This is a genomic window from Gillisia sp. JM1 (genome assembly GCF_000424645.1).
Taxonomy (GTDB): domain Bacteria; phylum Bacteroidota; class Bacteroidia; order Flavobacteriales; family Flavobacteriaceae; genus Gillisia.
Genome location: NZ_AUKH01000011.1, coordinates 1 through 18,075 on the forward strand (window position 1 = coordinate 1; position 18,075 = coordinate 18,075).

Below are 18,075 nucleotides of genomic sequence, written 5' to 3' on the forward strand. Positions count from 1 at the left end.
ATTTAGGAAATATATTGAATGTGAGTTTCAGGAAATCACTTCCCAATTAGATATTCTTATTGATATAATTATAAGAGACGGAAATTGTATAATGAAGCAAGATTGGTTTTCAAGATTGTATGATACAGAAATAAAGAATCTTAAAAATAAAATAAAAGCACTAAATGCAGATTTTGAAAATGACAAATCTGAATTAAGTGATAAAAGAAAAAGAGACTATAAAATATATAAAGCTTGTCTTCACACAGCTTATTATAATGATGTTGAGAACAACCGAGATTCTAAAGTTAGCTCAGATGAGCTATCTATAATCCTTACTCTTTCAAAACAACTTGGTCTATCCCAAGAAGAAATAAAACTAATTAATTATTCAATTTTACCAATCAAAAAAATTGAAATTCAAGAAGTAATTAAAGGACTCAAAAATATTGGTGTTATTTTCTATTCTAGTAAAGAAAATACTATTTATGTTGCAGATGAAATGGTAAGAGTTCTAAGAAAAATTCGCCAAAAAGAAGTTGCAGAAAAATTCTACAGGAGAACTTTAAAACTTTTGAGAGAACCAATCATCAACCAAATTGCAAAAGACCATAATATTGACCGCAAACTTGACTATTCTCAAAAAATAGAAGGAATAATTAAAGAAGGAGTATCATTTACAAATCTTATGCTTACAGGCATTTATAAGACTGGAAGCACATTGACCGAAAGTAAGAAGACGCTAAATGAACTGTGTGAAAAAGGTCTTGAAATTAAAAATTTGAGAGGGAGCACCTTGGATGAAAAAATCAATAGTTTAATTGAACATTTTGATTCTGTTGAGAAAGACGAAAAAGTCGGAATTTCATTAGATGGGTTTGATAAGTTATTAACTGAATTGAATCAATCATTACCCAAGCTAAATAAAGAGATAAAAGATCAATTCGAATTACAAGATGAATATGTTCTTAAAGCTGAATTTTTACTTGCTTATAATATCAAACCAAGAGACATCTTGGATTTAATAACGAAATCAGATTTAACCTTTTTCATTAAAGAAAATGGAATTCGACAAAGAGGAGAAAATATTCTAAATATTTTAGAACATTACAAGGATGTAGAAAATTTATATTTAGAAAACTACATGAATGTTGGATATCGAAATCTTAACTTATTAAAAGAAAACGGAATTACTGTTAAGGAAAGTGAACTTGGTATAAAATTCGAGGAATTAACGAAGGTAATTTTCAACGGACTTGGTTTTGATGTTGATGAGAAGTTTAAAAATCAACTGAATACAAACAAGGATATGATCGATATTCTTTTAAACTTAGGAAATAATGAAGTTATCATTGTGGAATGCAAAACCAGTAAAGAACGTGGGTATAACAAATTTAGTACGGTATCTCGCCAATTAAAATCATATCAAAACTTGGCTCTAAAAAATGATTTGAGAATTGTAAAAATTTTACTTGTAGCTCCTGAATTTAGTGATGATTTTGTTACCGATTGTGAAATGGATACGGAAATGAATTTATCTCTTGTGACTGCTCTGACTTTATCAAATATTTTTGAAGCTTTCAAAATATCCAAATATCAAGAGTTCCCTCATGTTTTATTTAGAGATATTTTAATAAACGAAGAACGGATTTTAAAAGCATTGAGTAAATAGTAGTAGTGCCTGTGCCTAACATCGGTTAAGCGCAAATAGCGGGCAATTGAGTAAAAAGTTATATTTTAGAGACCAAGAAACAAACAACAAAGCCGACAAGTTCGCGTCCCTACTCCACGCTACTTGCCTTAACCAAGACCGTTGTGCAGCATTTAACACAAAATCCAACTAAAAAACATTAATGAGAAATTTTGGTAAAACTATAAAAATCTTCTTAATAGACGGAGAACCTAATGGAAGAATGACATGCGAATTATCAAATTGGACAGGGAAAGCATTGAAAATCCCTCGAAATAAAATAAAAGATTCTTATGACAGACCAGAATTAGAAAATACCGGAATCTATATTTTATTAGGAAAATCTCACAAATCTGAGAATAAAGAATTAGCTTATATTGGTGAAGCTGAGGGGATTTATAAAAGATTAAATCAACATTTATCAGCTAAAGATTTCTGGAATGAAGCTTTAGTGTTTGTAAGTAAAGATGAAAACTTAAATAAAGCACACATCAAATATTTGGAAAGTAGATTACATGAAATTGCGATAAAAGTCAATAGATATGATTTAGAAAACGGTAATATTCCACCGAGATCAACAATTTCAGAATCCGACCAAGCAGAGATGGAAACATTCCTTGATAACATAAAACTTCTAGTGAATGCTTTAGGATTTAAAATATTCGAAGAATTAAGAAAAGATCAGACTTTAGAAGAACAGATCAAAAATACTTTTTATATAAATTCCGCCAGAGGAGCAGATGCGAAAGGACAAATGACAAACGAAGGATTCGTAGTTTTACAAAATTCAGAAATTGCAACTTCACTGACTAGCTCTTTTCCTAAAAACTGGATTAATAAAAGACAAAGTTTAATTGACGATAATATCATAACTCCGTTGAATAACAAACTCGTTTTCAAAGAAGATTATTTGTTTTCTAGTCCATCTGCAGCAGCTGCAGTTGTAATGGGAAGAAGTGCGAACGGTTTAACCGAGTGGAAACTAAATGATGGACAAATATTGAAAGAGGTAGAATCAGAGAATTAAACGCAGCACAACATCGGTTAAGCGCAAATAGCGGGCATTCTGATGAAAAGTGTTATTTTAGAGACCAATTAAAAACCAACTAAGCCGACAAGTTCGCGCCCTTACTCCACGCTACTTGGCTTAACCAAGACCGTTGGCTGTAATCCAAAAAAAACGATCTTGTTAAAAAAAGAAAAAATAATTAAGGAAGTTGAGAGTTTCAATATGAAATTAAACTTTGTCAGCAATATAAAAATAACTAATTTAATTCCATAAACACCATCTTATGAAATTCATAAAAATTTTATTTATTGTTTCGACAGGTATCCTTTTCCATTCTTGTAGTGTAGAAGACGATCTTCCTACAAGTGGCGAAAATTCTTTTTTTGCCCGTTTGAATGGGGAAAAATATATTCCTAAAAATATTCATCGTTTTCCTTCTGGTACCCAATACGGTCTAAAGGCACGTAAAAGAGATGGTGCTTGGTATATAGATGTCGACAATAGAACCGATAAAAGTATTTACATTTTAATTGATGACGTTGAGCAACCAGGAAATTATTTAATTCAAAATGTAGATCTAGAATATCCGAACCAAATCCCTAGAGTAAGACCTACATCTGTAATTATTGGTAACCCTGGTTTAATATTCTACCTTACAAAAGAAGAAGTAAGTCCTCAATTTATAAAAATAACAGAAGTGCAGGATAGCCTAATAATTGGAGAATTTCAAAAAATTACTCTTACTGATCCTGAGAACCCCAATAAAAAGACATTTCTTACAGAGGGTAGATTTAATATAAATCTAACCACACTCAATAAGGACTGATCAAGCAAATCACTTAAAAACAAAATCAGGAAGTTTAAGCACAATAAATGTCCAAGTGCTGATACCGATGAATGAAAATAAACTCGGTTGAAAGGACTACAGCCAACATCGGTTAAGCGCAAATAGCGGGTATTCCAGTAAAAAGTGATATTTTAGAGACCAAGAACCAAACAACTAAGCCGACAACAACGTGTCCTAACTCCACGCTACTTGCCTTAACCAAGACCGTTGCAAATCAGTTTTCAGAAAGAAAAAACTCAAAAAAATCTGAATATAAAAAACTCATCTCTCGCAACTGTTGCGCTGACTTTTTTAAGATTTTAGTAAAAAACATAAACTGCTCAACTCTGAGGTTTATTTGAAAAATTTACAAAGATGAAAAATGTGAAAATTAGATGATCTTAAAATCAGTACGTGGATTCTAAATAAAATTTGAATTTAAAAGAAAAAGTAATAATTGATGATTTTTAAAATCACTAAGCTGACTTTTACTCGGACCTGTAAAAGCTAAAAATAGATGCATTCTGCTTATTATCCTGACTTTTACTCAAGCACGAAAATGAATAAATTGGATGCCTTTCGATTTATAACTCTGACTTTCACTCTAAAATGAAAATTGACAAAAACAATTAAAAACCAAAAAATCAAAAAACTGATTCTTACTCCTACGTGAAAAATAAAATTATAATTCAGGAAAGAAGAAAAATAAAAAAAAGGCAGACAACAAAACAACATAATTGTAGTAAAAACCGCTATGCAACATCGGTTAAGCGCAAATAGCGGGTAATTAAACTAAAAGTTCTATTTTAGAGACCAAGAAACAAACAACTAAGCCGACAAGTTTGCGTCCTTACTCCACGCCACTTGCCTTAACCAAGACCGTTGTGCAACATATTAAAAAAAAATGATAACTTGGACAAAATAATTTGAATACAATAGATTGATAAAGTATTTAAAATATCTACTTTCTTTACTTCTGATTTTCGGTCTGACGGTTAACGAGTGTTCTACATATTCGGGAATAAGTTCTTCAAAATATATTCAAGTCTCATACATTGATAGTAGAAAAGAATTTAGACAAAAGCACTCGGAATTGTTTGTGTATACTGGAAAAGTTCTTTCTGAAAGTATATTTTCAATTCTATTAATTACATATCACAATTTAAGAAAGGCTTATAGTACTAAAACTCTAATTATTTTAAAATTACGTATTGGGCTTTACCAAAAAATAACTTCTATAATTGCCCATCGCGTATTTTTAAAAAAAATAAATACATCTAACATCCAATATTCAAGTTTATACATAGCATAGAAAAGCTCTCTTTTCTATGAGAATATGCACGTTGCTGCATAAAATGATATAATAAATGTCTAATCATTTATCATTACTAAAATGTATAAACAAAAGAATAAAATTTATTTAGAAAAATCTAAGCATTTTGCTCATTGGATAAAAAGAAAATTCATTTTAATCATTACAGCTGTTATGCTTGGAATGTCCAATGCAATGTATGACGAAGATAAAATGATTAATGGAAACCAAACACATACTGAACAAGAACATAAAAAAGATTAATGTAAATACTAAAAAAAAATACGTTGCACAACATCGGTTAAGCGCAAATAGCGGGTATTCCAATGAAAAGTGATATTTTAGACATCAAGTAACAAACAACAAAGCCGACAGGTTCGCGTCCCTACTCCACGCCACTTGCCTTAACCAAGACCGTTATGTTTAATTTTTCAAAGAAAAAATGATTATTAAGCCAAATGCATCTGAGAATGAAAAAACGTCTCCATTTTATATTGCGAATGAGAAATTTTGTCGAGAATTTGAAAATTTTATTTCTGAGAAAAACGGAAAAGTAAATGGAAATTATAACGCTTGGTCGTATACAATATTCGGCAAAATAAATAATCCAAAAAATTGGATCTTGAAATATAAGAAAGCAACTTATTCCGGTGGAAATTTACTTTTTACTTCTAAATATCAAAATCTTCTTACTCTTGCGGAATGGACAACAAATAGAATTTCTCATAATTCTGGATTTTTGATAAGAAAAAAGACCAGGACTGACTTTTTCCTATTTATGTTTTCAAAATCATTACAGAGATTAAAAGTTTCTGATCATTATATTTTGATATCTAAGACAAACAATTCCGAGCTAATCACTGAACTGATAAAAAAATTGACTCCTCTATTTAAATCTGGAGAAGTTTATAAAATTGAAAATAAAAACGATAAATTAACAATTGAACTTAGAACTGAAAAACATCATTTTGATCTATTCAATTCAATATCCGAACTATAAAAACTAAACATAACATCGGTTAAGCGCAAATAGCGGGCAATCGAGTAAAAAGTTATATTTTAGACACCAAGTAACAAACAACTAAGCCGACAAGAAAGCGTCCCTACTCCACGCTACTTGCCTTAACCAAGACCCTTACCTACTATAGCTCCACCGTCAAAAACTAAGAATATTTCAAAGAAAATAATTCCAGCTGACTCTCACTCGAACGGAATTAAATGAAAAATATCTTAAAGAACAAAAGCTATAAATGAGCAATTCAGAAATGAGAATAATTCGTTCTGATTCTTACTCGAACGGAATTAAATGAAAAATAGAAGTAAAGAACTAAAATAAAAATTTAAGAAATTAGAAAAGAAAATATCTCTCTAAAAATCTTACTCGAACGGAATTAGATGAAAATAAATCTAAAGAATAAATTCAGAAAATACTTACTCTCAATCAAATACAAAAGTTCTACTGAAAATTTTAGCAATAAAGAGAGGAATGCGGAATCGTTCGTTCTTACTCAAATCTGGTCGCTACAGTAGGTAACATCGGTTAAGCGCAAATAGCGGGTATTCGAACAAAAAGTTATATTTTAGACACCAAGAAACAATCAACAAAGCCGACAAGTTCGCGTCCTTATTCCACGCTACTTGCCTTAACCAAGACCGTTATGCCCAAGCTAATCGGAAAATTCATGATTTAATTATAAATATAATATGCAAAAAACTATTTTTTTAATCCTTGTGTGTGTTGCCTTTTTTAGTTGTAATAATGATGACTTACCAGAAAAAGATATTGTACAATCGTGTGTAGATTCTATAATCCCTTGTCCAGTAATAATTGGAGAAGAAAAAACAGGTTGTGTTGCTAATATCATATTCTTAGCGGAGGGCTTTACAGAGGAAGAAATTCCAGAATTTAAAATTTTAAGTGATATAGCAAAACAAGCAATTCTTGATATGGAACCTTTTACATCATCAAGTAATAGCTTGAACTTTTACAGAGTAGACTCACCATCTTTAACGTCAGGTATTAAGACAATAGAATTTACGAGTGATTGTAATGGAACAACTGGAACAAATACTGCCTCACAAACTCCTTGGAGTGTGTTTAGCAACAAAATTGGACTTGAACGTTTATTAGGCTTAGAATCTTCAAAAAGAGATACTCTTGAAACCTTATATGGTCATTATGCAACAGGAGATTATGCGTATACTATAATTATAGCAAATTCTACAGGATATTTCGCTAGTGCAGAATTTCCAGGTGTAACAGAATATAATACGATTTCAAATCCCAAGGTTTCTAATGTGATTGTATCAAAATATGACAGTGATAAAATATTTAAATTTTTGATCAGACACGAATTCGGTCATTCATTTGGAAATATGGATGATGAATATGTAGATTCCGAGGCAAATTGTGCTTTGGGTCTACAACCTTGGTTTCTACCAATAACACCTAAATTAAACATTCTAACATACAATCCAGATAATTGGTTTGAAGGATCAAGGTATTCCCAAACAGGTTATTGGAGAGAATGGAATAATTCTATAATGAGAAATGACTTTTATTCCACTGAATTTTCTCCGATACAAAAAAGTATAGTTGAACAAAGGTTAGCTGACGCAATAGGATGTAAATGATTATACAAAGAGGAGATTTCTAAATTTCAATTATAGATGAGTGATTTTATATATTATAATAACCGCCAGGGCATAACATCGGTTAAGCCCAAATAGCGGGCAATTGAGTGAAAAGTGTTATTTTAGAGACCAATTAAAAACGAACTAAGCCGACAAGTTTGCGTCCTAACTCCACGCTACTTGCCTTAACCAAGACCGTTATATGCCATATTTAAGATTGCTATCAAATATTAGATAATTGAAAAATAATTAATGAAGATCTATCAAGAAAATATAAAAAAGTATAATTCCAAAATATTAAGGTTAAAGAAGGTATTAAATAGAATATCCCTACTTAGGCTACTTATTTTTGTAATTGCAGGTATCATTCTTATAACCTTGTTCAGTATAAAATCAATTACTCCCGTTTATATTGTTTTTCCTGTTTCAGTAATAGGTTTTGCTTTAGTTTTAAAGCATCATACCAAAATAGCTTACTTAAAAAAACATACATCATTCCTGAAAAGAATAAATGAATCCGAGATTCTGAGAGAAAAATGTGACCTGGAAGAATTTGATACCGGACATAAGTTTATTGATCAAAATCATCCCTACACATCTGATCTGGATATTTTCGGACAACATTCTATTTTTCAATTGGTTAACAGAACAACTACAGAGTCAGGTATGATACTCTTATCAAAATGGTTATCTGAACCTGCATCTAATAACGAAATACGCCACAGACAAAAAGCCATAAAAGAATTATCTCAAAAATTGGATTGGAGGCAAGATTTTGAGGCGGCAGGCATGCACTTTCAAAATAAAAAAAGTGATTATTATAAACTGTTAGACTGGGTAGAAAAACCTGTTGTTTTATTAAAATATCGACTTCTATATTTAGCCGTTGCAATAATTCTTCCAGTTCTGTTTTTGCTTGGCTCATACTTTTTTTATGCTAACCTTGATTCACAAAAGGGGTTTATTTATTTGTCTCTTATGATTGTAGTCTTACTTATCAACAATGTGATTTTAAGAAAGGTAAATCCCTTAGCGGAGGATATTGTTGAAACCTCAACAAAGAATCTTAACACTTTAAGAGGTTATTTGGCACTTATCAAAAAAATTGAAACTGAAAGTTTCAAGTCAAAAAAATTATCCGAGTTACAATCACTATTAACACATGGCAATTATTCAGCATCCAAGGAAATTCACAGGATATGCAGTTCATTGGATTTCTCACATCAAAGACCTATAAAAAAGGTGCCAATTGGCGGAAATGGCTTTTATACGCTATTAAACAGTTTCCTGCTATTGGATATTTACCTGATCATTGAAACAGAAAAATGGAAATCAAAGAATAGAACATTTTTAAGAGCATGGGCAGAAGTAGTAAGTGAGTTTGAAGTATTAAGTAGTTTTGCAGGTTTTTCTTATTCAAATCAATCCTATACATTTCCTGAAATTACAGAAAAGAACAACCATGTACTTTTTGAGTCATTAGGACATCCCCTTATAAATTCAGATAATCGTGTTTGTAATAATTTTCATTCTGAAGGACAAGGTGATGTTGTTATGATTACCGGTTCTAATATGGGAGGGAAAAGTACCTTTTTAAGGACTGTAGGTGTCAACATCGTTTTATCATTAGCCGGAGCACCTTGTTGTGCAAAAAATGGTCAGGTATCCAGCCTAAAGCTATATTCAAGTATGCGAACAGAAGATAATTTAAAGAAAGGAATCTCTTCTTTTTATGCAGAATTAAATAGAATTGAAAAGATGCTGAAACTGATAGAAAGTAGTCACAATGTATTTTTTCTTTTGGATGAGATGTTCAAAGGTACAAACTCAGAAGATAGACATAGAGGAGGTTATTCATTGATTAATCAAATAAGTAAGCTCAAAACGTCAGGAATTATTGCAACACACGATATTGAACTTGCAAAACTATCGGGGAATAAAATGTTAGTTACAAATTATAGTTTTAATAGTGAGATTAAAGATAATTCAATGATTTTCAGCTATGAACTTGAACCAGGTATATGTAACGATTTTAATGCAAGCGAACTTATGAAAAAGAGCGGAATTAAAATTTTATCAAATATTTCAAAATGTGAAATCGAATAAAAATACGGCATATAACATCGGTTAACAGCAAATAGCGGGCATTCCATTGAAAAGTATTATTTTAGAGACCAAGTAACAAACAACTAAGCCGACAAAAACACGTCCTTACTCCCGCTACTTGCGTTAACCAAGACCGTTGTGCAACATATTAAAAAAAAATGATAACTTGGACAAAATAATTTGAATACAATAGATTGATAAAGTATTTAAAATATCTACTTTCTTTACTTCTGATTTTCGGTCTGACGGTTAACGAGTGTTCTACATATTCGGGAATAAGTTCTTCAAAATATATTCAAGTCTCATACATTGATAGTAGAAAAGAATTTAGACAAAAGCACTCGGAATTGTTTGTGTATACTGGAAAAGTTCTTTCTGAAAGTATATTTTCAATTCTATTAATTACATATCACAATTTAAGAAAGGCTTATAGTACTAAAACTCTAATTATTTTAAAATTACGTATTGGGCTTTACCAAAAAATAACTTCTATAATTGCCCATCGCGTATTTTTAAAAAAAATAAATACATCTAACATCCAATATTCAAGTTTATACATAGCATAGAAAAGCTCTCTTTTCTATGAGAATATGCACGTTGCTGCATAAAATGATATAATAAATGTCTAATCATTTATCATTACTAAAATGTATAAACAAAAGAATAAAATTTATTTAGAAAAATCTAAGCATTTTGCTCATTGGATAAAAAGAAAATTCATTTTAATCATTACAGCTGTTATGCTTGGAATGTCCAATGCAATGTATGACGAAGATAAAATGATTAATGGAAACCAAACACATACTGAACAAGAACATAAAAAAGATTAATGTAAATACTAAAAAAAAATACGTTGCACAACATCGGTTAAGCGCAAATAGCGGGTATTCCAATGAAAAGTGATATTTTAGACATCAAGTAACAAACAACAAAGCCGACAGGTTCGCGTCCCTACTCCACGCCACTTGCCTTAACCAAGACCGTTGTAAACAATATTTATATGAAAAAAATGCTTAAAAATTTTAGTCTTATTGCAATTTTATTTTCCACCACTTTTATTTTTGGTCAAGGAAAAGAAGTTCAAAAAAACCTGATTTCACACGAATCTTATAATTTATATAAACCAGATAATACACAAGCTGTTTTACTGCTCTTAGGTGGATTTCCAGAAGATGCTGCAGGTATTGAAAATGAATTTCCTATAAGTGATTTAGCAAATGAGAAGAACGTTGCAGTTGCCTATTTAAATTTCAATCGAAAATTATGGCTCGAAGAGAATGAAAAAGCAGAATTAGCAGTTACCATTCAAGAATTATTTACATCAAATAATTTACCGATAGATAAAATTTATATTGGCGGACTATCTAGCGGAGGAAGTATTGCGTTACTAATAGGTAATTATCTTTCCCAAAATCTTGAATACAACTTAAATCCCGCGGGAGTCTTCGTGGTAGATTCACCGATTGATCTGGCTGCATTGTTTCGTATTGCAGAAGGAAACATTAAAAGAAATTTTTCAGAGGCTTCAGTAGGAGAAAGTTCATTCATATTTAATTATTTTAATGAACAACTTGGAAATCCCAATAATGAAATTGCACCTTATGAAAAATATTCTGCATTCACCTATGAAACTCAAAATTTTGAAAATTTAAAGAATCTAAAAAATACAAAAATTCGATTTTATACAGAGCCTGATAAAGTGTGGTGGAAAGAAAATATGGGTGTCGAATACGAACAAATGAATGCTTTTCATTTAAAAAGATTATCTGAATTTTTAACTTCTAATAGTTTTAATGAAGTGGAATATATTGCAACTCAGAATAAAGGTTATAGAGCAAATGGCCATCGTGATCCTCACAGTTGGTCTATAGTTGACAAAGAAGAATTACTCCAATGGATGTTAGAGGAATAAATACAGTTTACAACATCGGTTAAGCGCAAATAGCGGGCAATAGAGTGAAAAGTATTATTTTAGAGACCAAGTAAGAGAACAACAAAGCCGACAAGTTCGCGTCCTTACTCCACGCTACTTGCCTTAACCAAGACCGTTGCAAATCAGTTTTCAGAAAGAAAAAACTCAAAAAAATCTGAATATAAAAAACTCATCTCTCGCAACTGTTGCGCTGACTTTTTTAAGATTTTAGTAAAAAACATAAACTGCTCAACTCTGAGGTTTATTTGAAAAATTTACAAAGATGAAAAATGTGAAAATTAGATGATCTTAAAATCAGTACGTGGATTCTAAATAAAATTTGAATTTAAAAGAAAAAGTAATAATTGATGATTTTTAAAATCACTAAGCTGACTTTTACTCGGACCTGTAAAAGCTAAAAATAGATGCATTCTGCTTATTATCCTGACTTTTACTCAAGCACGAAAATGAATAAATTGGATGCCTTTCGATTTATAACTCTGACTTTCACTCTAAAATGAAAATTGACAAAAACAATTAAAAACCAAAAAATCAAAAAACTGATTCTTACTCCTACGTGAAAAATAAAATTATAATTCAGGAAAGAAGAAAAATAAAAAAAAGGCAGACAACAAAACAACATAATTGTAGTAAAAACCGCTATGCAACATCGGTTAAGCGCAAATAGCGGGTAATTAAACTAAAAGTTCTATTTTAGAGACCAAGAAACAAACAACTAAGCCGACAAGTTTGCGTCCTTACTCCACGCCACTTGCCTTAACCAAGACCGTTGGGCATAATTTAACAGTATTCATTACTGAAATATAAATTGTAATTTTAAACTCACACTTAAAAAACAAAATCGATTAATATGGCTGAAGAATTATTTAAAGTGTTTATTGGAAGAGGCACACTCGATGATGATTATACTTTCTACGATGATGGCTCAGTTTTGAGAGAATACGACCAAAGTGCATACAAACTTAATCAAGAGGATGAATTAAATGCATATGAAATAAGTGAACATAGAAAAGAAAAATTATTAGAAAAGTGTTCTGATAAACATAAGGAAAAGCTAAAGCAATTACTATATCCTTCTAATAAGTAATTTATGATTACTGATCTACGAACTTCAATTAACTCTATATTATACCAAAGAGTTACAAGTCCATTATTTGGAACTTTTGTGATTTCTTGGTTAGTTTGGAACTGGAAAATATTCTATGCTAGTTTTATTATTGATAGTGATAAAATTACAAATAACAGAATCGATTATATAGTTGAGAATTTTAATGATATAAATTATTTAATTTGGTTTCCATTAATTTCAACATTAATCCTAATTACAATAGTTCCATTTATTTCGAATGGAGCATATTTCCTAAGTTTGAAATTTGAACAATGGCGTATTGATAACAAAAACAAAATTGAACGAAAACAATTACTGACTTTGGAGCAGTCTATACAACTAAGACAACAATTGCTAGATTATGAAAAAAAGTTTGAATCTCTCCTAAGTAAAAAAGACAAAGAAATTAAAGAACTAAATCTTTTAATAGAAAAAACTTCTAATGACGAAAAACCTAATTCAAAATTAATTGAGGTTGGCTCAAATGAAGAAATAGAAGAAAAAAGTGCAATAGAATTATACAACAGAATAATAAATAATGAAAAGTTGCATAATGCATTTCATTTAGTTTCTGAGTATCTTCAAAAAGGACTTACTGATTTAACTTTGAACCAGAATTTATCATCAAAAAGTATTTCCTTCTTTGAATCCAATGACATTGTTGAACACAATGGAAAAGGAACATATAAATTGACGAAAAAAGGAAAAAGAATAAAACAATTACTTTTTGATTTAGATTTTGCATAAAACTATGCCCAACATCGGTTAAGCGCAAATAGCGGGCATTCTGATGTAAAGTGATATTTTAGAGACCAAGTAACAAACTACATATCCGACAAGAACGCGTCCCTACTCCACGCTACTTGCCTTAACCAAGACCGTTGCAAACCATTGTTCAGAATGAAAAACGCAAAAAATAACGGCAAATCTGAATGAAGAAAAACCAATCTCTCGCAACTGTTGCGCTGACTTTTTCAAGATTCTAGTAAAAAACAAAAACCAATCAACTCTGACTTTATTGACAATGATTTTTAAAAGATAAAAATGTGATAAATGAATTCCCTACCGACCAGTAAGCTGACCTTTACTCGGACGTGAAAAAGGGATAATTTGAATGCCTTAAGATTTATAATTCTGACTTTCACTCAAACGTGAAAAATAAAAAAAATAATTAAGAACCAATAAATTCTAAACTGATTCTTACTCGAATGTGGAAAGTTAATTTGAGATTCAGAAAAGAACAAAAAGAACAAAAAAAGATTGTCAAGAAAACAACAACATTTGAACATCACAACGGTATGCAACATCGTTTAACAGCAAATAGCGGGCATTCTAGTGAAAAGTGTTATTTTAGAGACCAAGTAACAATCAACAAAACCGACAAATTAACGTCCTTACACCACGCCACTTGCGTTAAACAAGACCGTTGTGTGCAATTAAAAAAAAATCGATTTGAAAAAACAATCAATTTATCTATTATTTCTAATATCAATAGTGCTGAATTCATGTTCAAAATCAGTGCCCATAAACTTGAAATTTATTAACAGTTCAGATTATGATATCCAGGAATTAATATTTACGAGTGGAAATTCTAAACATGATACCATCGCCATATTAGCGAATAATTCATCTCCTATCTATGAGTTGAATTTTAAAAAAGTTTGGCAAGAATATGTGTCAGAACCTTTTATTATTTTTCAAGTTAAAGCGCAATTAGACAACCAGAAAAATCTAAATTTTAATACTGCTGGAATAAGTCGATCTGATTTAAAACAAGAGAACTTAAACGAAATATTAATTTCATTTGATTCAATAAATAAAAGATTTAACTTTAAATTAAAGAACTAAAACTGCACACAACATCGGTTAAGAGCAAATAGCGGGCATTCTGATGAAAAGTGTTATTTTAGAGACCAAGAAGCAAACAACAAAGCCGACAAGTTCGCGTCCTTACTCCACGCCACTTGCCTTAACCAAGACCGTTGTGCAAAATTTAATACAAAATTTGAGAAATTTAAAATTATACTTTCTGACTTTCCTTTTTATTTCTACTTTGAACAGTTGTAAACAAGAAGAAAATTTAAAATTGTCAAGTGAAAATGCAATTCCAAAATTCACCGAAAAACAACAAGATTCTTTAAAAGATATATATCTGAATAACGGAGCTTGGCTGACTGATGTTTATTCGCAAGATTGGCAAAACGAAATTGACAAAGGATTGAAAGTGGATTCCACAATAGCTTATTTCTGGCAACAGAAAGCTATGCCATTATTCAAACAAGGTAAATACGAGGTTGGAATGACATTCATTGATAAAGCAGTAAAGTATAATCCTGAAAGATGGCAACGATACAGAGCATTTATAAAGTGTATATTTTCTAAGCAATATAAAGACGCAATTATTGATTTTACGGATTATCAAGAAACATATGGATACGGATTTGAAATGGATCACTCATATAATTTTTACATCGCGTTAAGTTACTTGCAACTAAGCGAATTTGAAAAAGCAGAAAATTTGTTTGAGAAAGATTATGAGAGAACTATTGATAAAAAAGGTGAAGACTGGTTACACCATCTAGACCTCTTTTATTACGGAATTAGTAAGTACGAACTGAAGAAATATGAAGAGGCTTTAGTACTATTTGATCAAGCCTTAGAGCGATATCCTCAATTTTCTGACGTTCAATATTATAAAACTAAAGTTCTTTATAAATTAGGTGAAATAGAAGAAGCAGAGAGCGTATATAAAAGTGCAAAGGAAAATGCTAGAAAAGGGTTTTCAATAAATGAGGATAATGTCGTTTATGAAAGATATCCTTATCAGGTTAGATGGAATTAAACTTAGCACAACATCGGTTATCGCAAATAGCGGGCAATCGAGTAAAAAGTAATATTTTAGACACCAAGAAATTAACAACAAAGCCGACAAGATTGCGTCCCTACTCCCGCTTCTTGCGTTAACCAAGACCGTTACCTGCAAGCAAAAAAAAAAAAACGAAACATAGATATGATATCGGAATTGAAATTATGACAGATAAAATAAATTGGATTTTTAAGAACTTACATCTGATCATCTCTTTATTAATCGTAATGCCTACTGCCATAATTTATGGTTCACCATCTATTCTGCCGGAACATTTAAACATTCAGGTAAATACAATTGACCTTTCAAATATGTTGAGAGCCATTATGTGCTTATATTTGGGAATTTCGCTAGTATGGATTTTAGGTATATGGAAAATTGAATATTGGAAAAATGCTACACAGCTAAATATATTATTTATGTTGACACTTGCAATAGGACGATTATTAAGTATGATATTGGACGGATTGCCAACTGGAGGTTATATTTTTGGATTAGTAGCGGAGTTTGTTATCGGACTTTACTCTATTTACCAACTAAAAAAGTATAAAACGGAATTGAATTAAATCTGAGTAGAAAATCTATTAGATAAAATCGGTTATGAAAAATGAAAAAATGATTGACAAAAGGAGTTAAAATCTAAAAAGAAAAACACATTGAATTTATGACTGAAATTACATTTGAATACTGGAATAAACTTGCTGACCAAATAATAATGATAAGTTCGTTACTTGGCGGATTTACAATTGCAGTAATTGCAAATCTTTTAGTATCAGAAGTGAATACTAGATTGTTCAAAAATATTATGATTGTATCAACATTAACAGCTAGTTTCTTTTTAATTTCAGTTTTTGCATGGACTAACATTCTAATGATGACAACTATTGGATATCCTTCGAAAGTAATCGAAAGTGATTTATTGCTTCCACGAATTGTAGGAGCAATTTCGTTTTTTTTGGGAATTATATCCCTAATAACCATCATTTCTTTAGCAGGTTGGACAAAATCAAAGAAAATGGGTAAATACACAACAGCAGTTGGAATTTTTACATTAATACTGATATTGATTATGTTAACCTAATGACTAAAAAAAGCCTGCAGGTAACATCGGTTAAGCGCAAATAGCGGGTATTCTAATGAAAAGTATTATTTTAGAGACCAATTAAAAAACAACAAAGCCGACAATAACGTGCCCCTACCCCACGCAACTTGCCTTAACCAAGACCGTTAGGGACAATTATCACAGATGCCTCGTCCTAAAATAGGTTGACCAAAAATTAAACACTTTTAGTCACCTATGGAAACACCAAAGAATGGCACCTGCCGAAAAAAGAAGTATCAAAAAGTTAGTTTCGACATGAAACTTTCGATAATTGATGAAATAGCTAACGGACAGATCTCCGTAAATCATGCTTCAAACAAGTATAACATTTCTCGAAGTTCCATTGAATACTGGATTAAGAAATTGAGTAACTTCGAGAATAAATCCATGAGTATGAGCAAGAACGATCAGATCAAAAAATTGAAGCAACGTATTGAAGAACTGGAGTTTGTAAAAGAATTTCAACAAGATGTCATTGCCGATTTTGAAAATATTACCGGGGAGCACCTTTCAAAAAAGTACTTGCCCGAAGCATTAGCAAAAGAGATAGAGAAAAAGAAACAAAGCCTTTCAAAATAAAATGGCTCTATCAATGCCTCGGGATAAGCAAACAGGCTTATTACAAAAGAATCAAAGCAAATTATACCAAAGAGAAAAGGGACGAAATAGTCCTGGAACTTGTACGTAAAGAAAGAAAAACACACGCAAAGGCAGGCACCAGAAAACTGGTCAAGTACATCAAAAAAGGGATTATGGAGCAAAATGTAAAAATGGGCAGGGACGCGCTCTTCGACCTGCTAAGAAGTTATGGAATGCTGGTCAAGAAGACCAAACGTTACCACATTACAACAGACTCAAAACACTTATTCTATAAATCACCAAACCTAATAAAGGATATGGAAATCTCGCACAGTGAACAAGTATTCGTAAGCGATATCACCTATATAAAGACTGATGATGGACACGCCTATCTGGCTCTGGTAACAGATGCATATTCCAAAAAACTGATGGGATGGGCACTCGACGACAACATGAGGGCAACATTGGTCGTGCAGGCCTTGGACATGGCAATCAAGAACCTGAAATTCAAACATATGAGCATCATACACCATTCAGATAGGGGAATACAGTATTGCTGTCCGGAGTTCACGGAATTTGCCGACAAGAACAATTTTGTATTAAGTACAACTCAACAATACGACCCCTACGAAAATGCAGTTGCAGAAAGGATAAACGGAATACTCAAATATGAGTTCGGACTAAAGAAAACAATCAAGAACGTCATCATAGCAAGACAGATCATGAAGCAGGCAGTTCAGGTATATAACGGGCAAAGACTGCATTGGAGCCTTGGCCTGGAAACACCAGATCATATCCACAAAAAGTACAATACAATAAAATACAAATCCTATAAAAAGAAAATGGCCTAGGAATGTTGGCAACTTTTTCAAAACCGAAGGAAAAATTTTGAAGAAGTTGTCAATGTTCCGTGAAGAAAAACGATATTTAT

The 18,075-nt window shown here is 31.3% G+C and carries 18 protein-coding genes; all 18 read left to right on the forward strand.

What is annotated here, in order from left to right:
- The coding region (locus tag H033_RS0102990) for a hypothetical protein (RefSeq protein ID WP_026837002.1) at window positions 1–1,651 on the forward strand (1,651 nt) is incomplete at its 5' end.
- A 181-nt stretch (window positions 1,652–1,832) separates the two neighbouring features.
- On the forward strand, window positions 1,833–2,696 hold the full coding sequence (locus H033_RS0102995) for a GIY-YIG nuclease family protein (RefSeq protein ID WP_026837003.1): 864 nt from the start codon (window positions 1,833–1,835) through the stop codon (window positions 2,694–2,696).
- Window positions 2,697–2,961: 265 nt separating this feature from the next.
- Window positions 2,962–3,504, forward strand: a complete 543-nt coding sequence (locus H033_RS0103000; protein WP_026837004.1) for a hypothetical protein — start codon at window positions 2,962–2,964, stop codon at window positions 3,502–3,504.
- A 1,393-nt stretch (window positions 3,505–4,897) separates the two neighbouring features.
- Entirely contained in the window at window positions 4,898–5,080 is a 183-nt protein-coding gene (locus tag H033_RS0103005) for a hypothetical protein (RefSeq protein ID WP_026836970.1), read from the forward strand.
- 178 nt (window positions 5,081–5,258) lie between these two features.
- Window positions 5,259–5,816 carry a hypothetical protein gene (locus tag H033_RS0103010; protein WP_026836967.1) on the forward strand — a complete coding sequence of 186 codons (558 nt, stop codon included), beginning with the start codon at window positions 5,259–5,261 and terminating at the stop codon, window positions 5,814–5,816.
- A gap of 704 nt (window positions 5,817–6,520) precedes the next feature.
- Window positions 6,521–7,450 carry a M64 family metallopeptidase gene (locus H033_RS0103015; RefSeq protein ID WP_026836968.1) on the forward strand — a complete coding sequence of 310 codons (930 nt, stop codon included), beginning with the start codon at window positions 6,521–6,523 and terminating at the stop codon, window positions 7,448–7,450.
- 252 nt (window positions 7,451–7,702) lie between these two features.
- A complete protein-coding gene (locus H033_RS0103020) occupies window positions 7,703–9,556 on the forward strand; it encodes a MutS-related protein (protein WP_026836969.1) in 1,854 nt (617 codons plus the stop codon).
- Window positions 9,557–10,203: 647 nt separating this feature from the next.
- On the forward strand, window positions 10,204–10,386 hold the full coding sequence (locus H033_RS0103025) for a hypothetical protein (RefSeq protein WP_026836970.1): 183 nt from the start codon (window positions 10,204–10,206) through the stop codon (window positions 10,384–10,386).
- A gap of 170 nt (window positions 10,387–10,556) precedes the next feature.
- The gene (locus tag H033_RS0103030) at window positions 10,557–11,468 is read left to right on the forward strand and encodes a hypothetical protein (protein ID WP_026836971.1); all 912 of its coding nucleotides are present in this window, start codon (window positions 10,557–10,559) and stop codon (window positions 11,466–11,468) included.
- 871 nt (window positions 11,469–12,339) lie between these two features.
- Complete coding sequence (locus tag H033_RS0103035; RefSeq protein WP_026836972.1) at window positions 12,340–12,576, forward strand: hypothetical protein; 237 nt, start codon at window positions 12,340–12,342, stop codon at window positions 12,574–12,576.
- 3 nt (window positions 12,577–12,579) lie between these two features.
- Complete coding sequence (locus tag H033_RS0103040) at window positions 12,580–13,344, forward strand: hypothetical protein (protein ID WP_026836973.1); 765 nt, start codon at window positions 12,580–12,582, stop codon at window positions 13,342–13,344.
- A 461-nt stretch (window positions 13,345–13,805) separates the two neighbouring features.
- Window positions 13,806–14,141 (forward strand): hypothetical protein, encoded by a 336-nt coding sequence (locus tag H033_RS0103045; RefSeq protein WP_026836974.1) that lies wholly within the window; start codon window positions 13,806–13,808, stop codon window positions 14,139–14,141.
- Window positions 14,128–14,445: a hypothetical protein gene (locus H033_RS0103050; RefSeq protein WP_026836975.1), complete on the forward strand. Its 318-nt coding sequence runs from the start codon at window positions 14,128–14,130 to the stop codon at window positions 14,443–14,445. The genes H033_RS0103045 and H033_RS0103050 overlap by 14 nt, the downstream gene beginning before the upstream one ends.
- Window positions 14,446–14,488: 43 nt before the next feature.
- A complete protein-coding gene (locus tag H033_RS0103055; protein ID WP_231367532.1) occupies window positions 14,489–15,439 on the forward strand; it encodes a tetratricopeptide repeat protein in 951 nt (316 codons plus the stop codon).
- A gap of 188 nt (window positions 15,440–15,627) precedes the next feature.
- Window positions 15,628–16,029, forward strand: coding sequence for a DUF4345 domain-containing protein (locus H033_RS0103060; protein ID WP_034886060.1), 402 nt, complete (start codon window positions 15,628–15,630; stop codon window positions 16,027–16,029).
- Between the two features lie 98 nt (window positions 16,030–16,127).
- Window positions 16,128–16,544: a hypothetical protein gene (locus tag H033_RS0103065; RefSeq protein WP_026836978.1), complete on the forward strand. Its 417-nt coding sequence runs from the start codon at window positions 16,128–16,130 to the stop codon at window positions 16,542–16,544.
- 216 nt (window positions 16,545–16,760) lie between these two features.
- On the forward strand, window positions 16,761–17,144 hold the full coding sequence (locus H033_RS19400; protein WP_034886061.1) for a helix-turn-helix domain-containing protein: 384 nt from the start codon (window positions 16,761–16,763) through the stop codon (window positions 17,142–17,144).
- A gap of 23 nt (window positions 17,145–17,167) precedes the next feature.
- Window positions 17,168–17,995, forward strand: coding sequence for an IS3 family transposase (locus H033_RS0103075; protein WP_026836979.1), 828 nt, complete (start codon window positions 17,168–17,170; stop codon window positions 17,993–17,995).
- Window positions 17,996–18,075 lie beyond the last annotated feature (80 nt).

Excerpts from the sequence above, each read along its gene's own strand:
- H033_RS0102995 (WP_026837003.1), top strand. The coding sequence starts at position 1,833 with ATGAGAAATTTTGGTAAAACTATAAAAATCTTCTTAATAGACGGAGAA.
- H033_RS0103055 (WP_231367532.1), top strand. The coding sequence starts at position 14,489 with ATGAAAAGTGTTATTTTAGAGACCAAGAAGCAAACAACAAAGCCGACA.
- H033_RS0103065 (WP_026836978.1), top strand. The coding sequence starts at position 16,128 with ATGACTGAAATTACATTTGAATACTGGAATAAACTTGCTGACCAAATA.
- H033_RS0103035 (WP_026836972.1), top strand. The coding sequence starts at position 12,340 with ATGGCTGAAGAATTATTTAAAGTGTTTATTGGAAGAGGCACACTCGAT.
- H033_RS0103010 (WP_026836967.1), top strand. The coding sequence starts at position 5,259 with ATGATTATTAAGCCAAATGCATCTGAGAATGAAAAAACGTCTCCATTT.
- H033_RS0103060 (WP_034886060.1), top strand. The coding sequence starts at position 15,628 with ATGACAGATAAAATAAATTGGATTTTTAAGAACTTACATCTGATCATC.
- H033_RS0103045 (WP_026836974.1), top strand. The coding sequence starts at position 13,806 with ATGTGGAAAGTTAATTTGAGATTCAGAAAAGAACAAAAAGAACAAAAA.
- H033_RS0103005 (WP_026836970.1), top strand. The coding sequence starts at position 4,898 with ATGTATAAACAAAAGAATAAAATTTATTTAGAAAAATCTAAGCATTTT.
- H033_RS0103015 (WP_026836968.1), top strand. The coding sequence starts at position 6,521 with ATGCAAAAAACTATTTTTTTAATCCTTGTGTGTGTTGCCTTTTTTAGT.
- H033_RS0103030 (WP_026836971.1), top strand. The coding sequence starts at position 10,557 with ATGAAAAAAATGCTTAAAAATTTTAGTCTTATTGCAATTTTATTTTCC.
- H033_RS0103025 (WP_026836970.1), top strand. The coding sequence starts at position 10,204 with ATGTATAAACAAAAGAATAAAATTTATTTAGAAAAATCTAAGCATTTT.
- H033_RS19400 (WP_034886061.1), top strand. The coding sequence starts at position 16,761 with ATGGAAACACCAAAGAATGGCACCTGCCGAAAAAAGAAGTATCAAAAA.
- H033_RS0103040 (WP_026836973.1), top strand. The coding sequence starts at position 12,580 with ATGATTACTGATCTACGAACTTCAATTAACTCTATATTATACCAAAGA.
- H033_RS0103020 (WP_026836969.1), top strand. The coding sequence starts at position 7,703 with ATGAAGATCTATCAAGAAAATATAAAAAAGTATAATTCCAAAATATTA.
- H033_RS0103000 (WP_026837004.1), top strand. The coding sequence starts at position 2,962 with ATGAAATTCATAAAAATTTTATTTATTGTTTCGACAGGTATCCTTTTC.